This is a genomic window from Peribacillus sp. TH27 (assembly GCF_016650915.1).
GTDB lineage: Bacteria > Bacillota > Bacilli > Bacillales > DSM-1321 > Peribacillus > Peribacillus butanolivorans.
Map to the genome: position 1 here is coordinate 5099325 of NZ_JAEKEV010000002.1, position 25944 is coordinate 5125268.

Genomic DNA, 25944 nt, shown 5'->3' on the forward strand with positions numbered 1-25944 from the left:
CTTGTTTCATAGAAACAGTGGAGACAAAGGCAATTGGATTTATTTCCAACTTGTCTTTGTCTTTTTTCATAGAAAGAGAACAGGTTAGTAATATTCTAGTGAATAGGACTCTTCTATATAGAAATTCACTGAATTTTGTAATAAGATCATATGTAAAGTGTAACTTTTATATATGAATGACGACTATATTTATGAACGGATGTGGGGAAATGATGGATTCCGTTTTCCACGATCTTTATGAAAAGTATCATCACGAAATTTATCAATTCATTTATTATATGACTAAAAATCGGGAATCGGCAGAGGACCTTGTTCAAGAGGTTTATATCAGGGTTATGAAGGCCTATGACCGATTCGAGGGAAAAAGTAGTGAAAAAACGTGGATATATTCTATTGCGAGAAATGTGACGATTGATTATTTTCGGAAACAAAAACGGTGGAGAGACAAAATCTTTTCTAACTTCGACTGGGAGAGGCAAATGATTAAAGATACTCAGCCTATTCCGGATGAAGTGGCTATTATGAATGATGATATCCATGATATATATCAATGTTTGAACCGATGCACGGTCGATCAAAGGTCCGTCATCATATTACGATATATTCAAGCATTGTCCATATCAGAAACCGCGGAGGTATTAAATTGGAGTGAAAGTAAGGTTAAAACAACCCAGCATCGTGCGTTAAAAGCAATTAAAAAGATGATGGAAGATTTGTCTGGAAAGGAGGATGACCCCATTGAGAAAACCCCGTTGGAAAGAAAACGAAATTGAAGACATGCTTCACCAGCTTCCGAAAGTAAAAGACAAACGAACAAAGGATGAGGTGTATGCAAGGATTCATAATAAAAAGCGGAAAAAACAATGGTTTCCTCTTATTGTGGGTGTTGCCTCCTTATTCTTAATGGTTGTTTTGGCCTCTTCACTGATTATTGGGAAAGAAGGGACTACAAGCAAAGAGGAGAGCAGCGATAAGAAATTAGCTGTCTCTGAACTTAAAAGCCTGCCAGATCATGAACAACAGGATGCAAAGGTAAAAGATAAGTCTGCCGAAGACAAAGAGGAAAATAGTAAGCTTCAGAGTATGCGTGAAGAAGATATAGAAACTAAAGAAGAAGTTTTCGATAGTGAACCGGTAAAAAAGGACAAGGCAGTAGCCCTTGCTCCTGCAATTTACCCAGGCGATCTGAAAAATAAATCGACAATTACCATGGGTGTGCCAGATAATCAACAGAATTTTGTCATCCCGATTTCAATTGTTGTCAATCGTTATGATGAATCGGATACTCTAAATCAGTTAGTTAATCAAATGTCGGATATCAATGAGGAACAATATGGTCTCTCTGACTATTTCCCGCTTGATATTGAGATTACCCAAGGAACCGAAATGAATACTGCTCATATTGAGCTACATGAAGACAGCCAGTTATTGGATGAGGATATCCTCTTTCTTCATACGATGGAAGAGACGCTGTCCTATCTTAATATAGAGAAGATGACCTTTGCTACAGATGGAAAGCAAGGTGCAAGGTTTGCCCATGCAGGATTTTTAAAGGAAGCAGATATACCTCAACAAAAAAATCGCACATTTCTACTTTATCAAAGTGATGAATCCTCACCAAAGTTTCTTGTACCAAGTAATATGGATTATCAAGACTTTGAGGAGGCACTTCAGGCAGGAAAAGAGGAGCCAGACATAGAGGGGATATCTTCTGCTATCCCCGATGATTTAATTTGGGAAAAAATAAGTTCAGATGGAGATCTTGTGACTATTCAATTAGCAGAACAAGCGGCAATTGAAAATAGTGAGGATTCTCTTCAAGCTTTAGAAGCTATTCTCTTTATTGCAAAGGAATTTGGCTTTAACAGAGTAAAGTTTGAAAATGCTCCAATTGAAAAAGTTGGCAATCTAAATCTAACAGAAGACATAGTAGTACCCAAAGCCCCTAACCAAGTGAATTGAAGGGAGGAAGTTGTCAAAAGAAGCGGGAGCTGGGCTATATAAAACATCTTGATAATGGTTGCTGAGTATCTAAAATCTCGTAGAAAAAAGAATGTGCCCGCATTAAGGGCACATTCTTTTTTTCTTATAATGAAATGAGAGCCATGAATGTAATTTCTTCTGTTTCCTTTAAAAATTGCTTCATGTTATCACTTAATGGTTTATCAAAACTTAAAACCATGATAGCTTCTCCGCCAGCTTCTTTTCGACCTACCTGCATGGTTGCAATATTCACTTCATGATCACCAAGTATCTTACCTACATTACCAATTACACCAGGTTTATCGGTGTGTTGGATATATAGTAAATTTTCTTCCGGATGGAAGTCGATTTTGAAGCCATTCAAATTTACAATACGAGAACCATAATTTTCAATGTAAGTGCCACTGATTGTTAGTTCACGGTTATCACCTTTTACTTTAAGGCTAATCAGGTTAGAATATCCTAAAGAGTCTGCAGAGATTTTTTCGCCAACGGTAATACCGCGCTCTTTTGCAATCAGCAAGGCATTCACTTCATTGACCGAAGCGTCAACTCTTGATTTAAAGAAGCCTGATATTAAACTTTTTGTCAAAATCGCTGTATCAAAGTCCAATGATTCTCCCGCATATGTAACGGAAATCTCTTGGATGCCTTCTTTCATACATTGAGATGCAATTGATCCCATTTGCTGTACGAGTTGATAAAATGGCTGAACCTTTTCAAACACTTCTTTAGAAATGGCTGGAAGGTTGATAGAACTTGAAACTGGATTTCCCTCAAAATAAGTCAGCACTTCTTGTGCAACCTGTACTGCAACATTTAATTGAGCTTCTTTTGTAGAAGCACCTAAATGAGGTGTAGCAATGACATTATCAAGTTCAAGTAGCTTATGGCCAAGCGGAGGTTCTTCAACGAAAACGTCCAACGCTGCGCCTGCTACATGCCCTTTAACAATCATTTCATATAAATCATCTTCGTCAAGAATTCCGCCACGGGCACAATTTAATACATAAACACCCTTTTTACAGGTAAGTAGTTTTTCTTTATTTATTAATCCTCTAGTTTCATTCGTCAGAGGTGTATGAACAGTAATAATGTCTGCTTTAGGAAGTAACTCATCTAACGGCAGGGAAATGACAGACATTTTTTTTGCACGATCAGCAGTTAAGAATGGGTCAAATACAATGACTTCCATACCAAAAACTTTTGCGCGTTTGGCGATTTCTCCTCCGATACGTCCAAAACCCACTATACCTAATGTTTTACCGCGTAGTTCTGTTCCAGTATAAGAAGAACGTTTCCACTCCCCATTCTTCAGAGATGCATATGCTTGCGGAATGTGGCGCATTAGTGAAGCCATCATTGCAAATGTATGTTCAGCTGTTGAAATGGTATTGCCATCAGGTGCATTAACGACGACAATCCCACGTTTAGTCGCAGCAGGGATGTCAATATTATCAACGCCGACACCAGCTCGTGCAATAATTTTCAACTGTGGCATACGGTTCATTAAATCTTCCGTAACTTTTGTTGCGCTTCTAACAAGTATTGCATCAATCTCAGCAAGTTCGTTTGCTGCTTCTTCTACTGTCTTTTGAATAAGAAGGATATTGGATGCCTCTGATAGCGGTCCGAGTCCTTCGGGTTTGATGGCATCTGCTACTAAAATCCGATACACGTGTAAACACCTTCCTAAGGGAAAAATTATCTTAAATTTCAGTTAATTTTACAATTGAAATGCCGAATATGTCAATTTGGCATTTATTAATGTAAGCGCTTAAAATAATTATTATTAAGTGAAATAATTGTATAAGTCCGCAATAATAATGGATTTATCATCTATTGTTTGAAAAAGAACAATTATTTTAAATAATCTTAAAATTGATATAATCGTCAATATAATTTTTGTTTTAATACATTGATATGTAAGAAATTATGGTGGCCATGAAAAATGAATATCTTCATATAAACTTTCAAATTAAAAAAAACTATTCAAAAAAAGGAAAGTCATATATAATGGAATTTGTAAAATAAAATTTTATAGGTCTATCTTCGGGGCGGGGTGTAATTCCCCACCGGCGGTGATGAAGAAATAATTCTTCTAAGCCCGCGAGCCTTACGGGGCAGGATTTGGTGTGATTCCAAAGCCGACAGTATAGTCTGGATGGGAGAAGATGGAGGTTCCTGATTGCGTTCAAACAGTCATTTACTGAACGTTTGTTTGATGAAACCTTTAATTTATCCCTTTAATTCGGTCGGAATTAAAGGGTTTTTTATTGAACATCAACATGATGAAGGAGCACTAACCTCTTTTTCGGGTAGATCAGAAAAAGAAGGAGAGAGAACTATGAAAAAGAACAAAGTGAATAAAATGGTCACACTGGCAATGTTGGGAAGCATTTCATATCTATTGATGCTTTTGAATTTTCCGTTTCCAGGATTTCCACCTTTTCTGAATGTTGATTTTAGTGACATTCCAGCACTGATGGCAGCATTGATTTTCGGTCCGATGGCTGGAATTCTAGTTGAATTTCTTAAAAACCTATTGGATTTAGTCATGACAGGGACAATGACTGCTGTACCTGTGGGGCATATCGCTAACTTTATAGCAGGAATACTGTTCGTCTTGCCAACTTACTATGTATTTAAAAAAATCAATTCAAAAAAAGGGATGACTTTCGCTTTACTTGCTGGTACAGTTACCATGGCGGTAGTTATGAGTGTTTTAAACTATTATGTCTTTTTACCGGCATATACCTTCTTTATGGGATGGGATGCAATGTCGGCACCCGAGTCAAGGAAGTTCGTAACGACGGCAATCTTACCTTTCAATGTGATTAAAGGCGTGCTTATCACTTCTGTATTCATGTTGTTGTTTATTAAATTACAGACATGGATCAATAAGCAAGTATTATATAAAAATGCTTAATGGCATTAACTATAGAAACACAAAAAACCGGATATTTATGTCCGGTTTTTTGTCTGTTTAATTTGGTTAGTAGGGGAAGGGACATAAGTAGCAAAAAAAAGCCATTTTCGATTGAAAATGGCTTGTACCTTTATTCGAATTTTAGTGCATCCCCGTCAAATGCCTCGTCAGCAACTTTAATAGAATCTGTTGGACATCCTTCAAATGCGTCCATCATGTCATCTATAAGTACATCTGGAATTTCAACGATACCTTCGTTATCGTCAAGGGTAACAAATGCAATCCCTTCGTCATCATAATCATATATATCCGGTGCTGCTGCTCCGCAAGCTCCACAAGCGATACATGTTTCTTTATCAACAATTGTAAATTTAGCCATGAATATAACCCCTCCTAAGTTGATTAACAACTGATAATCTTTTTATTTCAGATTATTATCTCTTTCCTATTGTAAGACCGAATGCCAAACTTTTCAATAGAAATTGTATTGATACTAACTATTATGATGTGGAATGTCAATGATAAATATAGAAAATATTATTTTGATCTTTGCTTTCCTTCGTCATTTAGCCACAATTTCTTATGGTATTTATCATTAAAAACGGCGATTTTTGCAGTTTTTTGATACAATAGGTGTAATTGGTTAATTGAAACAAGGATGTGAGTCCCATGAATAATTATCTACAGGTAATCATTCTATATGCAATAAAAAAATTTCAAGGCGAACGTTCTATTTATGCTATTTATCATATGCTACAGGGCAAAAAGTCGTCACAGACAATCCAGGATGCCCACTTATTCGGGTTAACGAATATATTTGGGACAATACCTCGTTTTACCCGACAACAATTAAATCAAAACATTCAACTATTTCATGAGCATAATTTCATTGAGATAACCGATAAAACCGATGCTTATATAATTAGTGGGCAAGGCGGGAGAAAGTTAACCGATTATTTGAAGAAGAATCCTTTTCCAACATCCTTAAATGGCTGGAAATATCAAAATATCACCCCGATATTCTGGGGGAGATTAAACTTACTCATACAAACTATATCCCATATTGTCCACAATGAAAGACGTTTTTATCCTATACAACGAAACCCCAAAATCCAATGTTTTGTAAAGGAATTCTTACAAAACAATCGCCAGGACCGAGGGTTGATTGCGCAGCATCTTTATGAAGAACTGATATCGTTATTAGAGCTGCAAAGTAATTTAAAACGAGATATTTTTATTTTGAAATTAACAGGGGTAAACAGGATTGGACTTACGTTTGAACAGATTGCGAAAAGGAAAGATGTAGAAGAAGAGTATGTGCGCTTTACATTTCTTGACTCGTTACATCAAATGCTTGCGGAAATAGAACAGGTAACAGATTACCCTATTTTGGCATCCTTATTCAGTGATTGGCAAAGGAGTGGCAATCCTCATTTGACTCATTCTACACAAACGACATTTCGATATATTCAAGCAGGTAAAACTTTGTTTGAAATAGCAGAAATCCGCCGTTTAAAAGTCAACACCATTGAAGATCATCTTGTTGAAATTGTCTTATCGGATAAAAGCTTTCCAATTGCTGAATATGTATCCCATGAGGATGAAGGGAAAATCATCGCTGCAATTAAGGAACTCAATACCAAGCAGCTAAAGGCAATTAAACAGGAAGTTGATAATAAACAGATTAGTTTTTTCCAAATAAGGCTTGTACTTGCGAAATTGGGTGATGGATGATGAATTTAGAGCATGTTTTAAAAGAAAAATTTGGATTTGATAAATTCCGTCCAGGACAAAAAGAAGTGATTGAATCATTGATGTCTGGCTGTCATACTTTAGCGATGTTGCCAACGGGGTCAGGTAAGTCATTGTGTTATCAGTTGCCTGCTTACCTTTTGAATAAGACGACCTTAATAGTTTCCCCGTTATTATCTTTAATGCAGGATCAGGCAGATCAGCTCAAAATGAGAGGTGAAAAAAGTGTATTAACCCTTAATTCTTTTTTGACGTTAAATCAAAAAAGGGAGGCTTTCGATCGCTTACATATGTATCGGTTTATTTTTTTATCTCCTGAAATGCTTAGCCTTGAGGGTGTGATAAAGTCTTTAAAGACCTTAGACATAGGTTTGTTTGTCATTGATGAAGCACACTGTATCTCACAATGGGGGTATGATTTTCGACCTGATTATTTGAATTTAGGAGAAGTTAGACGTGAGTTGAACAATCCACTAACGCTTGCCTTAACGGCAACTGCAACAAAAGAAGTGCGGAAAGATATCATTGGAAAACTCAATATCAATCAAGCTAAAGAAACTGTATCATCTGTAGATAGGGATAATATTGCCATACTTGCTGAGAGACTATTCAGCTACGAAGAAAAGCTATTCCGTGTTCTGGAGCTTGTCAGAAAATTCACGGGGAGTGGCATTATTTATTTTTCATCTAAAAAGGTGGCAGAAGCCGTCACTGGATTTTTACAGGAAAACGGGGTAGATAGCGTCAATTTTTATCATGGCGGCATGGATCAGGAACAAAGAATGCTTATTCAGCAGCAATTCATTTCTGGCCAATTAAAAATAATATGCGCAACGAGTGCTTTTGGTATGGGTGTAAATAAATCGGATGTCAGATATGTTATCCATTTTCATATGCCCTCTACAATGGAATCTTATTTGCAGGAAATAGGTAGGGCGGGGCGTGATCGGAAACAAAGTGTAGCAGTCTTATTATATAGTGAAGGAGATGAAGGGCTTCCCCTTCATTTGATGGAACAACAATTGCCGACCGATTTGCAAATAGAGGGTGTTTGTTCCTTCCTGAGTGAAGCAAAAAAGATAGGAGCAAATTTGACTCTTTCTGAAAAAGAACAGCTGTCTCAATCTTTTTCCTTAAATGATATTCAGCTTCGTTTTTTTACACAGTTTCTTACAGGAAATCAAGATCCTTTACAGCATATGGCAGAGATGAAAGAGTATTGTCAAAAGAGAAAGTCTCGGAATCAGGAAAAATTGCATAGATTTCTCAATTGGATATATGCTCAGGAATGTCGACGTTTGGGAATTCTGAATTACTTTGATGAAAAGCAGCAAAAGTTGAATCCTTTCTGCTGCGACTTCTGTGGAATGGATGCAAATAAGATGATGGATTTATTGCCCGCAGTGAAGGTAGAACAAGTTAATTCTTATACCACTTGGAAACAGGAATTGGCTTTTATCTTATTAAAGAAGGAAAATTGGGATGAAAAATAAGCAAGCTGAATTAATAAAACAGCTAACAGATAAGCAGTTGCTATATAATTTGTTTCTTACACAAATTATTCTCTTAACGTTAGCCTTTTTTTAGGTATTATCTTATTTAATGATCGTTCTACTTTTTTCGACTTATTTATCTTCAATGACCTTAATATTTTGTTATTTGGTATCCCGGCAGGAATTATAGTCGTTCTATTTGATCTATTTATGATGAGAGTGACGCCATCATCCTATCAAGATGATGGTGGGATTAACGAACGCATTTTCAGTAGTCTGTCTTACCCGATGATTTTTGTTGTTGCTTTAGTGGTAGCAATAAGTGAGGAATTATTATTTCGTGGAGTGTTACAAACTCATCTTGGTTTACTTTGGACGAGTATTATTTTTGCGGCGGTTCATTATCGCTATTTATTTAATTGGTTTTTATTTTTAAATGTTTTGGTTTTGAGCTTCTTTATCGGGTTTCTGTTTGAGTGGACAAATAATTTACTGGTGACGATCACGGCCCATTTTTTAATTGACTTTATTCTTGGAGTATTAATCAGGAGGAAACAAGCAAAGCGGGTTGAGCAAGAAAGGGGGTGACCTATATGAATGATGTAAAAAAGAATGGGAAAGACAAAGATCAGGCTGGTGAACTTGGGACGCGAGTCGAACGTCAGAAGGCGAAGTCATCTCTGCCAAAGCGTAGCCAAGTCCATCAGAATAAAAAGAAAAAAAGTAAAGTGAAGATTAAGTTTCCGATGATTAAGTTATTATCGTTGTTTTTTATCTTGCTTCCGATTGGATTTTACAGTCTTAATACATATCTTCAAGAAAGACCTGAACGTGGTACAAGAAGTGATCAAGTAGTGAACTATAATAAAAATGAAGACGCTGATAAAGAAACGATACCAACTACAGCAACTGCAGATGATTTAAAAGATAATGATTTGGAGAAAGACGAAAAAAATTCAGCCAAGTCTGAAGCAGAGAAGAAGAAAGAAAAAGAAAAGCAGAAGGCTGAAGAAAAGGAACAAGCAAAGAAAAAGGCTGAAGAAAAAGAAAAAGCGCAGCAAGAAGCTGAAGAAAAGGCTAAGGCAAAGCAAATAGCTGAAGAAAAAGCTAAAGCAAAGCAAATAGCTGAAGAAAAGGCTAAGGCAAAGCAAATAGCTGAGGAAAAAGCCAAGGCAAAGCAAATAGCTGAAGAAAAAGCCAAGAAAGAAGCAGCAGAAGACAAAAAAACAACGGAAAGAGCACCAGTCAAGCCAAATAAGGATGAATATAAGGTTGTCTTACATACTGTTAAAGCGGAAGAAACATTATTCCGAATTTCCATGAATTACTACAAATCACAGGAAGGAATTGCTCTAATTAAGGATTGGAACGGACTGAATGGCAATGAAATTTCCAAGGGTCAGGTTTTAAAAATTCCAATAAAGAAATAGAAATAATAATGAACACTCTGTCTTTTGAGGCAGGGTGTTTTTACTTTCATACAGTTTTTGTTTGTTCCGCAAAGAGGCTAATCATGCCTAGTTATTTATCATTTTTTTCTGGATAATCTCATATTATGACTTAAAGGGTAGTTATGAGGGGGAAGGAAAATGGAATCTACAATTATTTTATTGGATGAAAAAACGGATCAAGCAACAAAGCAAATGCTGCAGAACGTTGTAGATCGAAAAAAAAAGTTCGAGGCTCTAAAAAAGAAACATCTTCATAGTTTATGGGCAACAATGATTATTGCTGCTCTTTTTTTGGTTTATCTTTATTTTTATATTGTAGTTCCTTATTCCTATTCTTTTTTTAAGATGTTTAGTGTTTTTGTTGACCATTTCAGCCATTTTCTTTTTTTAGCAGCAGCATTTGGGTTATATGGATATATGATATTAATTAAAAAGAAGCTTGATAAAGCTGAGAAGGAGTTTCAGTTGCTTCGTTGCGAAATCATTAATAAAAGTAAGCAGCTGTGGGAAAAAGAGGATGAATGGAAAAGTCGCCATAAGGTTTTTGAAATGATGAAGAAGAACTATGATATTAACTTATATCATGAAAATAAATGATTATTCGCTTTAAGAATATTTAATTGCGGGTAATATGGTTTTATGGTTATATGAAGGTAACTCTTGCCATTTGTAGAGAAAGAAGGTTTAACGGAAGATGTTATTGGTATATGGATTATTTTTAGGCTTAATTCTGCTGTTATTAGCTACTGTTATACATATGTGGCGTACGGCAAATCAGGATAGGATAATTTTTCAAGACTTATATTTCAACGACTTTCCTGAAGGATTTGGCGATGTTCGGATTTTTTTTATATCTGATCTTCATCGACGGATCGTGTCGGATAAATTGATTGAGGAAGCCCGCGGTAAATCAGATATGGTAATTATCGGTGGTGACATCAGAGAAAGTGGGGTTCCTCTGGAGAGAGTTGAACAAAATATTTTGAAATTAAAAGTACTTGGTCCCCTTTATTTTGTTTGGGGAAATAATGATTACGAAGGAGACTTTCATGAGCTAGATGCATCACTTCTGAAGCATGGTGTAAAAATTCTGGATAATACAGCCGTTTCTTTTGAGTCCCAAAAAGGGGAGAAGTTTGCTCTCTTAGGTATTGATGATATATCAGAAGAAAGAGATAGGCTTGACCTTGCTCTATCAGATTGCGGGAATGAGCCATTCCGGATTTTGGTCAGTCATAACCCGCTAGTTAAAAAACAATTAACACCAGAACATCATATAAGACTTGTCCTATCAGGTCACACCCATGGAGGACAGATTCGGATATTCGGGATTGGGCCATATCAGATCGGTAGTATAAAAAAAGAGGGTGACTGCTTGTACATGACAAGCAATGGTTATGGGACAAGCGCAGTGCCATTAAGACTTGAAGCTAAGCCAGAAACTCACCTTTTTACGCTAAAAAGAGGAAAAACTACGCAAATTGGCGAAGCCGTGGAAAAGACCTATTAAGCTTCCTTCTTAAACAAGCATATCTAAATTTTACAGGGTTGAAAGAATCCACTATAATTTCAACAAATGAATGTTCTGTTATTGGAGGCTTTGTAAAACCATGCAAGAAGGTAAATATAATATTAAGGCAGTTTCAAAACTGCTAGGTATTCAGTCGGGTACGTTAAGGGCATGGGAAAGGCGCTATCAATTTATTGAACCTGTCAGAAATGATTCAGGTCACCGGCTATATACAGAGAAACATCTTCAAACCCTCAAATGGCTAATCAATAAAACAAATCAGGGCTTCACAATCAGTCAGGCCGTTTCACTTCTCGAAACTAGCACTGTAGCGACTGATGTTCCTGAAACAAAACGATATAATGAGCAATCTATAAAGTTAGCGGACGAGCTACTTGAAGCTCTCATAAGCTTCAATGAAAATAAGGCTCAAATGCTGATCAGCCAAGCTTTCAGTATGTATACGATTGAACATACTGTTGTTGATGTGATTGGTGCCATACTTGTTCAGATTGGCGATAAGTGGGAAAGAGGAGAAATTACTTCTGCTCATGAACATTTTGCATCTAACATTCTAAAGTCCAGAATTAGTTCCGTAATGCATATGATTCCAACCAATGAATTTCTTCCTAAAGCTCTTACTGTTTGTGCCCCCGGTGAAAAACATGAATTCGGCCTGTTGATTTTTACAATCTTTTTAAAGCGAAAAGGATATGAAACGGTCTATTTGGGAGAATCCATCGCCGACAAGGATCTTTTTACCGTTTTAAAAATCATAAGACCATCCTACTTATTTATGTCTTGTTCACTTAATGAAAACCTCGTAGGAACCTTAAGACTTGTCGAAGAATTAAGCCGGGATTTTCCTGATTTGAAGGTTGGTCTTGGAGGAGAGGCACTGAACCATGTATCGGATGAAATCCGAACCTCCTTCAGCAGAGTTTTAATCGGTGGATCTCAATCGGATTGGGAGGAATGGTTGAAAATTTAGAGGTTAGTGTTTGATAAATAATGGATATGCACCCTGAGACCAAGGCTTCATATGATGTATGAAGATGGTAACCAGGGGGCATTTTTTTATGAAGCTGGAGCGATTAACTAATAATAAAATCAAGATTTTTTTGACCCTTGATGATTTAATTGATAGAGGAATAACAAAAGAAGATATTTTAGGGAATTCTTTAAAAGTCCACAAGTTATTTCAGGATATGGTGGAGGAAGCGTGTGAAGAACTCAGCTTTAAAATGAGTGGTTCCATTGCAATCGAGATTTTTTCCCTGCCTGCTCAGGGGTTGATTATCATTGTAACGAAGGAAGAAGAAGAGTTATTAACAGAAGAAGAAGAGTTCCTGGATTTGCAAGTGAAAATTGATGACTTCCCCCATATTTTGTATGTTTTCAATGAGTTTGAAGATATCGTTCAATTATCTCATAGATTGTCATATCATGGCTTGCTTAATAGCACTCTTTATCATTATGAGGGAAGATACTATTTACTGATTGAGAATGTCAAAGATACGACTTACGACACGGTCATCTCCTTAGCGGCTGAGTATGGCCATGCTTCAACACTTACGCTATACCGCATCAACGAATATGGAACATGCATCATTGAGAAAGAAGCCATACATGTATTAATCTCACATTTTAATTAGTTGAAAAAGAGGGAGACAGGGCAGACACATATTGAACATTCCAATGTGGTTTGCCTTATTAGTCTCAAATTCCCTGTTTAAGATAAAGTATAGGAAAAGAAGCAAGAAAACCCATGGTATGATAACGTTTTCATTTTTTGAATATTTCCAACTTTTAAATTCCCATTTTTACTCTTGCATAAATATAACGAAGGTGTATACTAGCACTTGAAGAGGACTATTTGTAAATTATAATCTAAATATATGGATGAGATTTTCTAGGAGGTACTATTGATGGAATCGGCAAAAGGTAATGGCCCTGTAAATGAGGAAGAAAAACACGACGTATTGAGGTCTACCCAGACTGTTATACATAAAGCGTTAGACAAGCTGGGTTATCCTGAAGAGGTATACGAGCTCTTGAAGGAACCTTTACGTTTATTAACCGTGAAGATGCCAATACGTATGGATGATGGTTCAGTTAAAATTTTCACGGGTTACAGGGCACAGCATAATGATGCTGTTGGACCAACAAAAGGTGGCATCCGTTTTCACCCTAATGTGACGGAACGAGAAGTAAAGGCATTGTCCATTTGGATGAGTTTGAAATGTGGTATCGTTGATTTGCCATATGGCGGAGGTAAAGGCGGAATCGTTTGTGATCCTCGTAATATGTCCTTCCGTGAGCTGGAAAGACTAAGCCGGGGCTATGTACGTGCTATCAGTCAAATCGTAGGGCCGACAAAAGATATCCCGGCACCTGATGTATTTACTAATTCCCAGATCATGGCGTGGATGATGGATGAATATAGCCGTATGGATGAATTCAACTCACCAGGATTCATTACGGGTAAACCGCTTGTACTTGGTGGTTCTCATGGCCGTGAGTCAGCAACTGCAAAAGGTGTAACTATCTGTATAAATGAAGCTGCGAAAAAGCGCGGAATTGATATTAAAGGGGCACGAGTTGTTATTCAAGGATTTGGTAACGCTGGTAGTTTCTTAGCTAAATTCATGCACGATGCAGGTGCTAAGGTGATTGGAATTTCAGACGCCTATGGTGCTCTGCATGATCCTGAAGGCTTGGATATTGACTATCTTCTAGATCGTAGAGACAGTTTCGGAACCGTGACTAAATTGTTTAAAAGCACAATCTCAAATAAAGAGCTGCTTGAATTGGATTGCGATATTTTAGTTCCGGCTGCTATTGAAAATCAAATTACGGAAGAAAATGCTGCAGATATTAAAGCTTCTATCGTTGTCGAGGCAGCAAATGGTCCAACAACAATTGAAGCGACACAAATCTTAACGGATCGTGGCATATTACTTGTACCTGATGTCCTGGCTTCTGCTGGCGGAGTTACCGTTTCTTACTTCGAATGGGTGCAAAATAATCAAGGATATTACTGGTCTGAAGAAGAAGTGGACGAAAAGCTTGAAAAAATCCTTGTGAAATCTTTTAATAATATTTACGAGCTTGCACAGTCCAGACGAGTTGATATGCGTCTTGCCGCTTATATGATTGGTGTAAGAAAAATGGCTGAAGCTTCACGCTTCCGTGGCTGGATCTAATAGGTTCAAAGCTTGGATTGTAAACGAATAAATGCGTTCATTGCATTATCATTGAAAAGATCTGTAAAAACTCCTATCATGTATTGATAGGAGTTTTTATTTTTTTTAGAGAACGAATTACATAGTGTGTAGGAAGGCAGTGGAATAGAAATGAATTATGAAGAAGTAATTATCATAGGTGGAGGTCCATGTGGATTGGCTGCTGCAATTGCCCTGAAGGAAGTGGGGATACAGTCTCTAATCATTGAAAAAGGCAATGTGGTGGATTCCATATACCGGTATCCAACACATCAAACCTTTTTTAGTTCAAGTGAAAAATTGGAGATTGGTGACACGGCTTTTATTACGGAAAACCGTAAGCCTGTCCGTAATCAGGCACTTGCCTATTATAGGGAGGTAGCTAGAAGGAAAGAACTGCGTGTGAATAAGTTCGAAAAAGTGGAAAAAGTGGAAAAACAGGATAATGGTAAATTTTTAGTCCGGACATCAAAAGGCGACTATACAGCTTTGCGAGTTATCGTATCGACCGGTTATTATGATCATCCTAATTATATGTGTATTCCCGGTGAGCAGCTTCCTAAAGTGTTTCATTATTTCAAGGAGGGTCATCCGTACTTTAACTGTGATGTTACAGTCATCGGTGGTAAAAACTCAAGTGTAGATGCAGCGCTGGAGTTGGTCAAGTCAGGGGCAAGAGTTACAGTTCTGTATAGAGGCTCAGAATTCTCTTCAAAAATTAAACCATGGATTCTCCCTGAATTTGAATCATTAGTCCGTAATGGGACAATTATGATGGAATTTAATGCGGTTATTGACGAGATCACAGAGGAGAGTGTCATTTATCGCGTAGGTAACGAGGAAAAGGTTATTAAAAATGATTTTGTGTTTGCAATGACTGGATATCATCCTGATCATTCATTTTTAGCATCAATGGGCATCAAAATTGACGAGGATACAGGAAGGCCTACTTATAATGAGGAAACGATGGAGACGAACATTGAAGGTATCTATATTGCTGGAGTTCTAGCAGCCGGAAATAATGCGAATGAAATCTTCATTGAAAATGGTCGGTTTCATGGAGGCTTGATTGCATACCATTTGGCTGTTAAGGAAAAGTAATTTTTATTACAGGAGCTGAAAGTATGGAGAAAATATCATTAATAACAACAGGTGGAACAATAGCCAGTAAAGAAACCACGAATGGTATGTTGGCTTCTGGTGCGTTAAGCGGGATAGAATTAGCATCACTTTGCAAACTGCCAAACCATATTGAAATGAAAGTTGTAGACCTTTTCCGGATTTCTAGTATGTCCATGGGTTTTGGGAAAATGGAAAAACTTAAACGTGCAATTCAAAAAGAATTGGAGGATCCAGATGTTACTGGAATTGTCGTAACACACGGTACGGATACATTAGAAGAAACGGCTTATTTCTTGGATGTTACGATTAAGGATCAACGCCCAATTGTTTTAACTGGTTCTCAGCGATCTCCTAAAGATGTTGGAACTGATGTGTATTCGAATTTAAGAAATTCAATATTATGCGCGGCGAGTGAGTTGCTTTATGACGTTGGTGTGGTTGTTGTTTTTAATGAAAGAATCTATTCAGCAAAATATGTAAAAAAAGTACATGCTTCCAATTTGCAAGGATTTGAATCTTTTGGCTATGGGTATTTAGGTATTATTGATAACGATATCGTTAGCATATATCAAAAACCACTACACCGGGAGTGCTTTGATATCCATCATCGTATCCCTAGGGTGGATATCATCAAGTGCCATACTGGCGCTGATGGCCTTTTTATAGAAGCTTCGGTCAAAAAAGGCGCTAAGGGTATCGTGCTCGAAGGTGTTGGCAGGGGACAGGTTACACCGGAAATGATTCCTGCCATCCAAGAGGCAATCGATATTGGTGTTACTATCGTCATGACAACAAGTGCGGAAGAAGGAAAAGTATATCCAGCTTATGATTATGAAGGTAGCGCATTTGATCTAAAACAACGTGGAGTAATATTAGGTGCTGATTATGACAGCAAGAAAGCAAGAATTAAGTTAGCGGTCGTTCTAGCCAGTGAACACACCGTAGATGAAAAATTCTTTAAGTACTGAGGAATTAAAAAATGTAGAAAGACTTTGATTCTTAGATTTAGTTTTTCTGCATTCCGTGGTACGATTAATAAAAAGAAAAAGAAAAGAGGGTCAGCTTATGCTGGTCATGTTGTCAGCAGCTATTGCGCCAGGGTTGGCGCTGCTCAGCTATTTCTATTTGAAAGATCAATATGAAACCGAACCCATTTCGGTTGTCATCAAAACTTTTCTCTTCGGTGTATTCCTTGTTCTGCCGATTATGTTTATCCAATATGTGCTGGAAACGGAACATATTTTAAATACCGATTTTGCTAATGCTTTTTTATGGGCTGCATTGCTTGAAGAATTTTTCAAGTGGTTCATACTCATATATGTAATATATCAACATATAGCCTTTGATGAGCCATATGATGGAATCGTCTATGGTGCAGCAGTCTCCCTTGGATTTGCCACAATGGAAAATATATTGTATTTGCTGGCCAATGGAGTAGAACATGCTTTTATCAGAGCTATTCTCCCTGTATCAAGTCACGCTTTATTCGGTGTAATCATGGGGTACTATTTGGGCAAGGCGAAATTTTCTACTTCGAATAATAGGTTCTATTTATTCTTGGCACTTGTCATACCAATCTTGCTACATGGGGTTTATGACTATATTTTAATATCACAAAAATTTTGGGTGTATTTTATCTTGCCATTTATGATTTACTTATGGTGGTTAGGTATGAAAAAAGTAAAAAAAGCTCGTTTATTGTCTGAGTTTCATGCAGAAAAACTTTCTCAAAATCATTTTCTTAGTAAGTAATTTATATTTCTATGACGGAGTGCTGGCATATTTTGCCCGCTCCGTTTTTTATTGGTTTGGAATAAAAAAGCCAGTTAAGAAGAAAATAGAATTACATTAATTCAAGAAAAAGAGGAGTGTTTTTGATGAAAGGAATTTCGTCAAAATGGAAATGGCTTTTGCTGTTTTCGTGTATAACGATTTGTTTCGGAATTTTCCCGGAAACAAGAACAAATGCCTTTTCGAGCCAAGTTATTCAAAAAGGCGCGGTTGGTGATGATGTAATTGAACTTCAGGCACGGTTACAAAACATTGGATACTATCATGGAAAGATTGATGGAGTCTATGGCTGGGGTACTTATTGGGCACTTCGAAACTTTCAACAAGATTTCGGACTACCAATCGATGGCTTTGCCGGGACCTCTACAAAACAGAAGTTGGCAAATGCCTCTAATTTTAATAGGAAATTTGTTCACGAACAGATTAATAAAGGTAATGAGTTTACGTATTATGGAGGAGTCGATATTGAAAAGCAGGTAAAAGTGAAGGGGAATGTATCAGGATCTAAGCCAAGTGGAGGCAAAGCTCCATCCGGAAAAACACCCTCCAAAACTGCTACAGCAGCAAATCTTCCGGGCGGATACTCTCAGAATGATATACAACTGATGGCCAATGCCGTTTATGGCGAGGCGCGGGGGGAGCCATATACCGGTCAAGTTGCTGTTGCAGCAGTAATTTTAAATAGGGTAGAGAGTGTATCTTTCCCGAATACCATTTCGGGAGTGATTTTTGAACCTGGGGCCTTTACGGCTGTTGCGGATGGACAGATTTGGCTGACACCAAACGAAAGGGCAAAAGAAGCCGTTGTGGATGCTATCAATGGTTGGGATCCAAGCGGAAATGCAGAATATTACTTTAATCCCGATACGGCAACAAGTAAGTGGATCTGGTCAAGAGAACAAATTAAAAGAATCGGAAAACATATCTTTTGTAAGTAAAGAGGTGAAGGAAAATGATAAGGAATATAGTGATTGTCCTGCTTGTTGTAGTCGTTGCAGGAACCGCATTCTGGGGCTATCAAGAACATAAGGAAAAAAATGCTGTATTAATCAATGCGGAAAACACGTATCAGCGAGCCTTTCATGATTTAAGCTATCAAGTAGACTTATTGCATGATAAAGTCGGCAGCACATTGGCTATGAATTCTCGATATTCATTAAGTCCGGCCTTAACCGATGTATGGCGTATCACTTCCGAAGCCCAAAGTGATGTTGGACAGCTGCCGTTGACCCTGCTCCCATTCAATAAAACAGAAGAATTTTTATCAAAAATTGCGGACTTCAGTTATAAAACAGCTGTACGTGACCTTGAAAAAGAACCATTGAATGATAAGGAATATTCGACTTTACAATCCTTGTATACACAGGCAGGTGACATCCAGGACGAGTTAAGAAAAGTGCAATATCTAGTCCTTAAAAACAATTTACGCTGGATGGATGTCGAAATGGCTCTTGCATCAGGAAAAGAAAATTCGGATAACACAATCATCGACGGATTAAAAACGGTAGAGAAAAAAGTATCAGGGTATGGGGAAACAAATGAGATGAATCCGACTTTTACTTCTGTACAACAGAAGGAGGAAAATTACAAAAATTTAGAAGGTAAAGTCTATACAAAAGAAGAAGCTGTTGCTGTTGCAAAAGGCTATGCCCATATAAAAAACGGAAATGTGAAGGTGAATGTCGAAGAAAACGGCAAAGGTTCCGATTACGGATTTTACAGTGTAAGCATTCTTGATAAGGATACCAATAACGAAGTGAATATGGATTTGACCAAAAAAGGCGGTTATCCAATTTGGTATATCAATAATAGGGACATTAACAAAACAAATATTGATTTGAATCAGGCATATACTAAAGCCGCAGATTTTTTAAAAGAACATGATTTCAGTTCACTTGAATTGTTTGAAAGTGCACAATACGATAATATCGCTCTGTTAAATTTCGTGACATCAATAGATGGAGTCAAGATTTATCCGGATTCAGTCAAGGTTAAAATAGCATTGGATGATGGATCTGTTATAGGATTTTCAGCGGACGAGTTTTTAAAATCACATAAGGTTAGGGAAATTGGAAACCCCAAAATTTCTGAGGAAGAAGCAAAGAAAAAAATTAACTTAAATGTTAAAATAATGGATCAAGGGAAAGCGTTAATCATTAATGATATTGGCGAAGAAGTACTCTGTTATGAATTTCTTGGTACGATAAACGAAGATACATACCGTATTTTCATTAATGCTGATAACGGCCAAGAAGAAAAAGTGGAAAAACTAAAAAATTCCGAGCCAATATACGAAAATTTAATGTAATTCTCTAATAATTTAACTTTACTTACTATCATAGGGAAATGTGCCTAGTCACTTTCCCTTTTTCTTATTTCATGACATAATAATATAAACTATTTTATGGATTATGTGGGAAAATTTATTGGGAAATTCTTATGCAATCTCCTTCTTTAGTGGCTATCATAGAATGCGAGGACGTGGAAATCACAATGATTAATATTGGCGATATATTAATGCTGGAACAGATATATTCTTCTCAAAATGAAAAGTTCAAATGTATGGTTGTAGAAATGGAAGCAGGGTTTGTTTATATAGACTTTCCCATCAATTTAGCGACTGGAAAAAATGCATTTCTTGTGGACGGAACTCAAGTGAACGTTACATTTTCTAATAAGGAACAGGCTGTATATGTTTTTGAGTCTGAGGTTTTAGGAAAAGTGAAAGGCCAGATACCGATGATTCAACTACTATTGCCGGATGTAGAAACATTTGTGAAGATTCAAAGAAGGGATTACGTTCGTCTTGATGTAACGCTTGATATAGCCATCCATCCCGAACATTCTGAGTTTACTCCATTTCGTGCACTTACTGAGGACATCAGTGCCGGCGGAGCTTCTATCAGGCTTTTAAAAGGTGCAAATATAAAATCGGATTCACAATTATATCTGTGGATGGCTCTTACTCTAAAATCAGGGCAAATCAACTACTTGCGGTTAAAAAGTCGAGTCATTCGAGTAACTGAGAAAGACCAGGGTAATATGCTACTGCACATACAATTCATTGAACCAACCAAAAATGATGTACAAACATTAATGAGATTTATTTTTGAAAAGCAGGTGGATTTAAAGAAAAAAGGGTTGTATGTTTGAATGAAAAACAGCGATTCTTTCCATACTGATAAGATAATCAAGTGTGGAAGGAGCAGCTTATGAAAACATTTGAAAGGCTGTTAATTAAAGTGATTATTATCCAGCTGGTCTGTTTGTTCTTTTTTCAGTTCCTTTTGAGCAGGGAAGATCATATCTTCGAATTAACTAAGCTCTCAAGGTATGAAGGTGTCAATAGCAATAATTATACGAAAATCATTGAAACCTTCAATGGAATATCAAAATAAAAGCGGCCAATCCGCTTTTTTTGTATGAAGTTTTTTTCTGGAAGGAAAACTATTAATGGCCTTTTAAATCGAAAGTATACAAAAGCGAATTTGGATGTACACGCCCTTTTATTAATGATTTTCCCGCTAATTGTGATAAAATGAAAGGGTATTAAATAATCAGCATGATTGTAGGATTCTTGGGAGGATTTATGGAAAAAAAAATATCAGTTGCAATCGATGGACCAGCTGCTGCTGGAAAAAGTACGGTTGCTAAAATTGTTGCAGAAAAGTTCAATTACATATATGTGGATACAGGTGCAATGTACAGGGCCTTAACCTATAAAGCTCTGAATCATCAGATTCCTCTGAATGATGAACAAGCTTTATTTGAGATTCTTATTAATACAGAAATTGAATTAAGACCGAGTGAAAATGGGCAGTTGGTTTTCTTGGATAATGAAAACGTTTCAGCCCAAATCAGAAACAATGAAGTGACTGGGTCTGTATCAGAAGTGGCGAAGCATCGGAGTATCCGAGAAGAAATGGTGCGTAGGCAGCAGAATTTTGGTGAAAATGGTGGAGTTGTCATGGATGGAAGAGATATCGGGACACATGTGTTACCTAATGCCGAAGTAAAAGTATTTCTAATTGCCTCTGTAGATGAACGAGCTCAGCGGAGACATCAAGAAAATATTTTAAAAGGTTTCCCATCCGATATTGAAAAGTTAAGAGAAGAAATTGCAACAAGGGACAAGCTGGACTCGGAACGTGAAGTAGCTCCCCTGAAAAAGGCAACAGATGCTATAGAAATTGATACGACTTCATTATCAATTCAAGAAGTGGCAGAAAGTATCATGTCTTTGATAGAAGAGAGGAAAAGATGAAATTGGATTTTTACACATTTGCCAAAAACGTCGTTAAAAGCGTCTTAATGCCTTCGTATAGGGTTAAAACGCTTGGGAAGGAACATTTCCCTAAAGATGGAGGGGTATTGATTTGTGCCAATCACATTGATAATTTGGATCCGCCTATAGTTGGCATAACGTCTCCAAGGGATATTCACTTCATGGCGAAGGAAGAGTTGTTTCAAGCACCGGTTTTAAAGGGTATTTTACCAAGAGTAAATGCCTTTCCCGTAAAGCGGGGAAATAGCGATCGGGAATCTCTTAGAAAAGGTTTAAAGCTTTTAAAAGAAGGTAAGGTGCTTGGACTGTTTCCGGAAGGGACTAGAAGTAAAACAGGTGAATTGGGAGAAGGTATGGCTGGAGCTGGGTTTTTCGCATTGCGTTCTGATGCGGTAATTATACCTTGTGCAATTATTGGGCCCTATAAGTTTTTGCGACCATTAAAAGTGGTTTATGGTCCACCAATAAATTTCACTGAATATAGGGAAAAGAAGATTTCAGCGGATGAAGCAACCAAGATTATTATGGACCAAATCGGAAAATTGATTTCTGAGCATAAATAATCCTTCATACTTGACAATTTTATGATTTTGTTAGAATTTATAAAATAGGGGTATAGTTCCGTTTTAGGGATGAAAAGGAAAAAAACTTTGTTACTCTAAAAAAGCTGTTTTTATCTTTATTAGGAAAGTGTTTTTATTGAACCACTTTAAATAAAATATGTGGCCGATGAAGAGGAAATTTGCTGATCAGTCATGGGTTAAGGAGGAGTTAGTAATGACAGAAGATATGAATCAGGTAGAAGTGAACAATTACAAAGTTGGGGATCAAGTAAAAGCAACCGTTTCAAAGGTAGAAGAAAAACAGGTTATTGTAGATGTAGAAAACAGCAAGTCAGATGGAATTATTCCTATCAGTGAGCTGTCGAGCCTTCATGTCGAAAAGGCGTCAGATGCCGTTTCGGAGGGGGATATATTGGAGCTTGAAGTTATTAAAGTAGAAGAAGAAGCTCTTATTCTATCAAAACGTAAAATTGATGCGTTAAAAGCATGGGATGACCTGGAACAAAAATTTGAAAACGGAGACGTATTTGAGGCAGAAGTAAAAGATGTTGTCAAAGGCGGTCTTGTTGTAGATCTAGGCGTACGTGGTTTTGTTCCAGCTTCTTTAGTAGAAGACTACTTCGTTGAAGACTTTTCTGATTACAAAAACAAAACTTTAACATTCAAGATTGTTGAGCTTGAGAAGGATAAGAATCGTTTAATTCTCTCCCATCGGGCAGTCATACAAGATCTAAAAGAAAAACAAAAAGCAAATGTTCTTGATACAATTGAAAGCGGGCAAGTACTCCATGGAACAGTACAAAGGATTACCGACTTTGGTGCATTTGTCGATATTGGAGGGGTAGACGGACTTGTCCATATTTCTCAGCTTTCTCATGAGCATGTAGATAAGGCATCAGATGTCGTTACCGAAGGCGATGAAGTACAGGTGAAAGTTCTTTCTATTGATCGCGATAATGAAAGGATTTCACTATCCATAAAAGATACTCTACCGGGGCCTTGGACAGATATTTCTGATAAAGCAGCGAAAGGATCTACACAAAAGGGCATCGTGAAACGCCTTGTTTCTTTCGGAGCATTCGTGGAGATTTTCCCGGGAGTAGAAGGACTTGTCCATATTTCGCAGATTTCACACAAACATATAGCAACACCGCAGGAAGTGTTAAAAGAAGGTCAGTCTGTCGAAGTGAAAGTTCTTGATGTCAATGAAAAAGAACACCGTTTATCATTGAGCATCAAAGAACTTGAAGATCCTCAGTCCAATTACACATCAGATTATGAACTCCCTGAAGAAACAAAGGGCTTTCAGCTGGGTGAAATGATTGGTGATCAATTGAAAAAACTAAAATAAGAAAATAATGGTGATAGCCTTGGAGAGAGCAAAACGAAAATTAGAGCATATAGACTTTGCATTAAAAACAGGTCAGCAGCGTAAATCCGGACTAGAAGATATTTCGTTTATTCACCAGAGCTTACCAGGAATTTCTTTGAATAATGTGGACCTCACAGTAGAAATTGGCGGACTTAAATTAAGTTCGCCAATTTTTATAAATGCAATGACCGGTGGCGGTGGTCTTGAAACAGAAAAGTTGAATGGGGATTTGGCGATTGCTGCGAGGGAAACAGGGATTGCTATGGCAGTTGGTTCACAAATGGCAGCCATAAAGGATTCCAGTCAGCAGGCATCCTTTAAGGTAGCAAGACAGGAGAATCCTAATGGAGTCCTGATTGGAAATCTGGGTGGTGAAGCAACTGTAGAGCAAGCAAAGCGAGCGAGCGATATGATAGAGGCTGATGCTCTGCAGATTCATCTCAATGTCATTCAAGAGCTGACAATGCCTGAAGGAGATCGGAATTTTGCAGGTACATTATCACGAATTGAAGAAATCAACAGAAGCCTTGGAGTTCCTATGATTGTAAAAGAAGTAGGGTTTGGAATGAGTAAGGAAACCGTTGAACAATTACTTTCCGTTGGAGTTTCAATCATTGATGTGGGTGGGTTCGGCGGAACGAATTTTGCGAAGATTGAAAATGAAAGACGAGCGAAAATACTCGGCTATTTTAATGAATGGGGTATTCCAACAGCTGCCTCAATAGTAGAAGCAGTAAACGTTTCACCTACGCTTTCAGTTATAGGATCAGGTGGTATTCAAAGTCCTTTAGAAATTACAAAAAGCCTTGCCTTAGGGGCAAAAGGTGTAGGTTTAGCCGGCCATTTCCTAAAACTGCATAAAGAATTGGGCTTGGCACAGTTAATTAAAGAAATAAACTACATACATGAAGATTTAAAAATCATCATGACGGCGCTTGGAGCTGCTAATATTTCTGAATTAAGGAAAACAAAAATAGTTATTGCCGGCAATACCTATCATTGGTTAGCTCAAAGAGGTATTGATTGCTCGACATATGCTAAATGAAACAAAAAGAAGCATCTCTAATTGTTCAAAGACAATCGGATGCTTCTTTTTTTATTTAGCTGTTTCTTTTTCTTGCCTCTTCCGGGCTTTCCATTCTAGTGGCCCCTTTATGATCCAGTGATTGGTCTCTATCAGATTCCACCCGTTTACTTTCTTTCAATTTCTTTTCTTGACGATCTTTACCCATGAGTACACCTCCTTTTTGTAAATAACTAAATGAACAGTTTTATGTAAAGATATTACAAGTACTCATTAAAAATCGAGCTTAATGTTTATTCTTTAAATAAACAAGCCATAATGTTTCCTAAAAGGGGGACGCTACATGGATGGAATTTTGTTTTATTGGATGTCATGGATAGTTTGGGTCATTGTCATGTATTTTATTCCAAAGACTGTTCCATTTCGTTTTGATTTTCTTTTTCATCTGTTAGCTGTCTTGGTTTTAGCAGGATATAATCTGGAGGTTTCCTTGCTTTCTATACATATGAGCGGTCTATATCTTATCTTTATACTTTGTGTGTACATAAGGAAGCAATCGATTATCAAGATTATAGAGCTGATCAGCGGTTGCCTTATAATCACTCTTGCTTATGCAAGTTTTCAGCTGTTTTCTATGCTTGATCCGATTTGGCTCATTATGAAACCTTCTTACCTTTTGTGTATTTTTCTGAATTATCTTATCCTATTACTTTTTAAAAATTGGAAACATCGCTTATTCGTCCTTTTAGTTGGACTGATTATGGGTGACCTCGTATATTCGGGATTGCTTGCCTATCATTCATTGTCCTATGAGGCACTTACATACGCATGGCATGATAATGCAGTATTGATATTGTGTGCAAACATAGTCTGGAGACTATTGGAACTTATGAGTAGATACATTTTTTCATCATCTCAATCGAGGTTTTTATCGAAGCAGAGAAAAGGGAACTTTAATCAATGAATATTTCTGACCTAACTATTAATGAAGCCAGAATATACGGTATGAGGATAAATGCTTGTTTTATCCAATAAGCAAGGTTGCATTTGGATTTAATTGGAATCGGAAGGCTTTTATGCATACAAACATTGTTGATTGGCGAGAAATTTGTTACTATAGGATAGTTAGAGGTCTGTAGATAAATCGTAATATGCTCTAATCAAATAAAAAGGAAGCTGAATGCCGAAAGCTTTTTTCGGCTATCTTCATTTTTTTGGGCTGTTTTTAATCACGTTTTACCATGCTGAAAGTTCAGCTTCATGTCACCTGAGGAACAGGGGAAGTGAATTGGACAATCTGCCTGTAAATACTTGATACGTTTAACTAACTATCAGTGGGGAACTCTCTTACTGATGGAAGTTTCCTTTATATGATGGTGGATGCAGCCTTTTCCTTGAAAAGGAAATAATGAAAATCAACAATGCAGATGCAATATTAAAAAAAT

General features: G+C 37.2%; 27 protein-coding genes and 1 riboswitch. Of the genes, 24 read left to right on the top strand and 3 right to left on the bottom strand.

What is annotated here, in order from left to right:
- The first annotated feature begins 212 nt into the window (after window positions 1–212).
- Window positions 213–773 (top strand): RNA polymerase sigma factor SigX, encoded by a 561-nt coding sequence (gene sigX / locus JFU24_RS26005; protein WP_201187932.1) that lies wholly within the window; start codon window positions 213–215, stop codon window positions 771–773.
- Window positions 739–1962 (top strand): hypothetical protein, encoded by a 1224-nt coding sequence (locus JFU24_RS26010; protein ID WP_201250693.1) that lies wholly within the window; start codon window positions 739–741, stop codon window positions 1960–1962. Before sigX ends, JFU24_RS26010 begins: the two co-directional genes overlap by 35 nt.
- Before the next feature lie 124 nt (window positions 1963–2086).
- Here the strand turns inward: JFU24_RS26010 and serA are convergent, their stop codons facing one another.
- Window positions 2087–3661, bottom strand: a complete 1575-nt coding sequence (serA, locus tag JFU24_RS26015) for a phosphoglycerate dehydrogenase (protein WP_201223755.1) — start codon at window positions 3659–3661, stop codon at window positions 2087–2089.
- A gap of 366 nt (window positions 3662–4027) precedes the next feature.
- Window positions 4028–4163: riboswitch (FMN riboswitch) on the top strand.
- 167 nt (window positions 4164–4330) lie between these two features.
- On the opposite strand from serA, the gene JFU24_RS26020 reads away from it, so the two are divergent.
- Window positions 4331–4912: an ECF transporter S component gene (locus tag JFU24_RS26020; protein ID WP_053348127.1), complete on the top strand. Its 582-nt coding sequence runs from the start codon at window positions 4331–4333 to the stop codon at window positions 4910–4912.
- 130 nt (window positions 4913–5042) lie between these two features.
- Here the strand turns inward: JFU24_RS26020 and JFU24_RS26025 are convergent, their stop codons facing one another.
- Entirely contained in the window at window positions 5043–5291 is a 249-nt protein-coding gene (locus JFU24_RS26025; RefSeq protein WP_034308087.1) for a ferredoxin, read from the bottom strand.
- Window positions 5292–5581: 290 nt separating this feature from the next.
- Between JFU24_RS26025 and JFU24_RS26030 the strand changes: the two genes are divergently transcribed.
- From JFU24_RS26030 to fni, 20 genes are all read left to right on the top strand, one after another.
- Complete coding sequence (locus JFU24_RS26030; protein WP_201250694.1) at window positions 5582–6646, top strand: helix-turn-helix domain-containing protein; 1065 nt, start codon at window positions 5582–5584, stop codon at window positions 6644–6646.
- Window positions 6646–8157: a RecQ family ATP-dependent DNA helicase gene (locus JFU24_RS26035; RefSeq protein WP_201250695.1), complete on the top strand. Its 1512-nt coding sequence runs from the start codon at window positions 6646–6648 to the stop codon at window positions 8155–8157. Before JFU24_RS26030 ends, JFU24_RS26035 begins: the two co-directional genes overlap by 1 nt.
- Before the next feature lie 159 nt (window positions 8158–8316).
- Window positions 8317–8745, top strand: coding sequence for a CPBP family intramembrane glutamic endopeptidase (locus tag JFU24_RS26040; protein WP_342214724.1), 429 nt, complete (start codon window positions 8317–8319; stop codon window positions 8743–8745).
- Window positions 8746–8750: 5 nt separating this feature from the next.
- Complete coding sequence (locus JFU24_RS26045; protein WP_201250696.1) at window positions 8751–9587, top strand: LysM peptidoglycan-binding domain-containing protein; 837 nt, start codon at window positions 8751–8753, stop codon at window positions 9585–9587.
- A 159-nt stretch (window positions 9588–9746) separates the two neighbouring features.
- Window positions 9747–10205 (top strand): YpbF family protein, encoded by a 459-nt coding sequence (locus JFU24_RS26050; RefSeq protein ID WP_201250697.1) that lies wholly within the window; start codon window positions 9747–9749, stop codon window positions 10203–10205.
- A 97-nt stretch (window positions 10206–10302) separates the two neighbouring features.
- A complete protein-coding gene (locus JFU24_RS26055; RefSeq protein WP_201250698.1) occupies window positions 10303–11118 on the top strand; it encodes a metallophosphoesterase in 816 nt (271 codons plus the stop codon).
- Between the two features lie 100 nt (window positions 11119–11218).
- Window positions 11219–12109 carry a MerR family transcriptional regulator gene (locus JFU24_RS26060; protein ID WP_242485396.1) on the top strand — a complete coding sequence of 297 codons (891 nt, stop codon included), beginning with the start codon at window positions 11219–11221 and terminating at the stop codon, window positions 12107–12109.
- An 88-nt stretch (window positions 12110–12197) separates the two neighbouring features.
- A complete protein-coding gene (locus JFU24_RS26065) occupies window positions 12198–12773 on the top strand; it encodes a genetic competence negative regulator (protein WP_201185662.1) in 576 nt (191 codons plus the stop codon).
- Window positions 12774–13046: 273 nt separating this feature from the next.
- A complete protein-coding gene (locus tag JFU24_RS26070) occupies window positions 13047–14324 on the top strand; it encodes a Glu/Leu/Phe/Val family dehydrogenase (protein ID WP_053346801.1) in 1278 nt (425 codons plus the stop codon).
- A gap of 150 nt (window positions 14325–14474) precedes the next feature.
- A complete protein-coding gene (locus JFU24_RS26075; protein ID WP_201250700.1) occupies window positions 14475–15443 on the top strand; it encodes a YpdA family putative bacillithiol disulfide reductase in 969 nt (322 codons plus the stop codon).
- A 23-nt stretch (window positions 15444–15466) separates the two neighbouring features.
- Window positions 15467–16432: an asparaginase gene (locus JFU24_RS26080; RefSeq protein ID WP_201250701.1), complete on the top strand. Its 966-nt coding sequence runs from the start codon at window positions 15467–15469 to the stop codon at window positions 16430–16432.
- Window positions 16433–16529: 97 nt separating this feature from the next.
- Complete coding sequence (gene prsW / locus JFU24_RS26085; protein ID WP_201185658.1) at window positions 16530–17216, top strand: glutamic-type intramembrane protease PrsW; 687 nt, start codon at window positions 16530–16532, stop codon at window positions 17214–17216.
- 125 nt (window positions 17217–17341) lie between these two features.
- A complete protein-coding gene (gene sleB, locus JFU24_RS26090; protein WP_201185657.1) occupies window positions 17342–18193 on the top strand; it encodes a spore cortex-lytic enzyme in 852 nt (283 codons plus the stop codon).
- 14 nt (window positions 18194–18207) lie between these two features.
- The gene (gene ypeB / locus JFU24_RS26095) at window positions 18208–19563 is read left to right on the top strand and encodes a germination protein YpeB (protein ID WP_201250702.1); all 1356 of its coding nucleotides are present in this window, start codon (window positions 18208–18210) and stop codon (window positions 19561–19563) included.
- Window positions 19564–19694: 131 nt separating this feature from the next.
- Entirely contained in the window at window positions 19695–20408 is a 714-nt protein-coding gene (locus tag JFU24_RS26100; RefSeq protein ID WP_201250703.1) for a flagellar brake protein, read from the top strand.
- A gap of 59 nt (window positions 20409–20467) precedes the next feature.
- Window positions 20468–20653, top strand: a complete 186-nt coding sequence (locus JFU24_RS26105) for a YpfB family protein (protein ID WP_053346794.1) — start codon at window positions 20468–20470, stop codon at window positions 20651–20653.
- Window positions 20654–20844: 191 nt separating this feature from the next.
- On the top strand, window positions 20845–21519 hold the full coding sequence (gene cmk, locus JFU24_RS26110) for a (d)CMP kinase (RefSeq protein ID WP_201185651.1): 675 nt from the start codon (window positions 20845–20847) through the stop codon (window positions 21517–21519).
- Between the two features lie 2 nt (window positions 21520–21521).
- Window positions 21522–22103 (top strand): lysophospholipid acyltransferase family protein, encoded by a 582-nt coding sequence (locus JFU24_RS26115; protein WP_053348125.1) that lies wholly within the window; start codon window positions 21522–21524, stop codon window positions 22101–22103.
- A gap of 214 nt (window positions 22104–22317) precedes the next feature.
- On the top strand, window positions 22318–23454 hold the full coding sequence (gene rpsA / locus JFU24_RS26120; protein ID WP_053346792.1) for a 30S ribosomal protein S1: 1137 nt from the start codon (window positions 22318–22320) through the stop codon (window positions 23452–23454).
- Between the two features lie 19 nt (window positions 23455–23473).
- Entirely contained in the window at window positions 23474–24520 is a 1047-nt protein-coding gene (gene fni / locus JFU24_RS26125; RefSeq protein WP_201250704.1) for a type 2 isopentenyl-diphosphate Delta-isomerase, read from the top strand.
- A 55-nt stretch (window positions 24521–24575) separates the two neighbouring features.
- On the opposite strand, the gene JFU24_RS26130 is transcribed toward fni, so the two are convergent.
- On the bottom strand, window positions 24576–24707 hold the full coding sequence (locus JFU24_RS26130; protein ID WP_069981702.1) for a YpzI family protein: 132 nt from the start codon (window positions 24705–24707) through the stop codon (window positions 24576–24578).
- A 135-nt stretch (window positions 24708–24842) separates the two neighbouring features.
- Here JFU24_RS26130 and JFU24_RS26135 point away from each other — a divergent pair, with 135 nt between their 5' ends.
- Window positions 24843–25463 (top strand): YphA family membrane protein, encoded by a 621-nt coding sequence (locus tag JFU24_RS26135; protein ID WP_201185648.1) that lies wholly within the window; start codon window positions 24843–24845, stop codon window positions 25461–25463.
- Window positions 25464–25944: the final 481 nt, after the last annotated feature.

Bases quoted from the DNA above. Each gene is read 5' to 3' on its own strand.
- sigX (WP_201187932.1), top strand. From the start codon at position 213: ATGGATTCCGTTTTCCACGATCTTTATGAAAAGTATCATCACGAAATT.
- JFU24_RS26080 (WP_201250701.1), top strand. From the start codon at position 15,467: ATGGAGAAAATATCATTAATAACAACAGGTGGAACAATAGCCAGTAAA.
- rpsA (WP_053346792.1), top strand. From the start codon at position 22,318: ATGACAGAAGATATGAATCAGGTAGAAGTGAACAATTACAAAGTTGGG.
- JFU24_RS26105 (WP_053346794.1), top strand. From the start codon at position 20,468: ATGAAAACATTTGAAAGGCTGTTAATTAAAGTGATTATTATCCAGCTG.
- JFU24_RS26045 (WP_201250696.1), top strand. From the start codon at position 8,751: ATGAATGATGTAAAAAAGAATGGGAAAGACAAAGATCAGGCTGGTGAA.
- JFU24_RS26070 (WP_053346801.1), top strand. From the start codon at position 13,047: ATGGAATCGGCAAAAGGTAATGGCCCTGTAAATGAGGAAGAAAAACAC.
- JFU24_RS26075 (WP_201250700.1), top strand. From the start codon at position 14,475: ATGAATTATGAAGAAGTAATTATCATAGGTGGAGGTCCATGTGGATTG.
- JFU24_RS26135 (WP_201185648.1), top strand. From the start codon at position 24,843: ATGGATGGAATTTTGTTTTATTGGATGTCATGGATAGTTTGGGTCATT.
- JFU24_RS26020 (WP_053348127.1), top strand. From the start codon at position 4,331: ATGAAAAAGAACAAAGTGAATAAAATGGTCACACTGGCAATGTTGGGA.
- sleB (WP_201185657.1), top strand. From the start codon at position 17,342: ATGAAAGGAATTTCGTCAAAATGGAAATGGCTTTTGCTGTTTTCGTGT.
- JFU24_RS26035 (WP_201250695.1), top strand. From the start codon at position 6,646: ATGAATTTAGAGCATGTTTTAAAAGAAAAATTTGGATTTGATAAATTC.
- JFU24_RS26130 (WP_069981702.1), bottom strand. From the start codon at position 24,707: ATGGGTAAAGATCGTCAAGAAAAGAAATTGAAAGAAAGTAAACGGGTG.
- JFU24_RS26100 (WP_201250703.1), top strand. From the start codon at position 19,695: ATGCAATCTCCTTCTTTAGTGGCTATCATAGAATGCGAGGACGTGGAA.
- JFU24_RS26060 (WP_242485396.1), top strand. From the start codon at position 11,219: ATGCAAGAAGGTAAATATAATATTAAGGCAGTTTCAAAACTGCTAGGT.
- JFU24_RS26050 (WP_201250697.1), top strand. From the start codon at position 9,747: ATGGAATCTACAATTATTTTATTGGATGAAAAAACGGATCAAGCAACA.
- JFU24_RS26030 (WP_201250694.1), top strand. From the start codon at position 5,582: ATGAATAATTATCTACAGGTAATCATTCTATATGCAATAAAAAAATTT.
- JFU24_RS26025 (WP_034308087.1), bottom strand. From the start codon at position 5,291: ATGGCTAAATTTACAATTGTTGATAAAGAAACATGTATCGCTTGTGGA.
- ypeB (WP_201250702.1), top strand. From the start codon at position 18,208: ATGATAAGGAATATAGTGATTGTCCTGCTTGTTGTAGTCGTTGCAGGA.
- JFU24_RS26055 (WP_201250698.1), top strand. From the start codon at position 10,303: ATGTTATTGGTATATGGATTATTTTTAGGCTTAATTCTGCTGTTATTA.
- cmk (WP_201185651.1), top strand. From the start codon at position 20,845: ATGGAAAAAAAAATATCAGTTGCAATCGATGGACCAGCTGCTGCTGGA.
- prsW (WP_201185658.1), top strand. From the start codon at position 16,530: ATGCTGGTCATGTTGTCAGCAGCTATTGCGCCAGGGTTGGCGCTGCTC.
- JFU24_RS26065 (WP_201185662.1), top strand. From the start codon at position 12,198: ATGAAGCTGGAGCGATTAACTAATAATAAAATCAAGATTTTTTTGACC.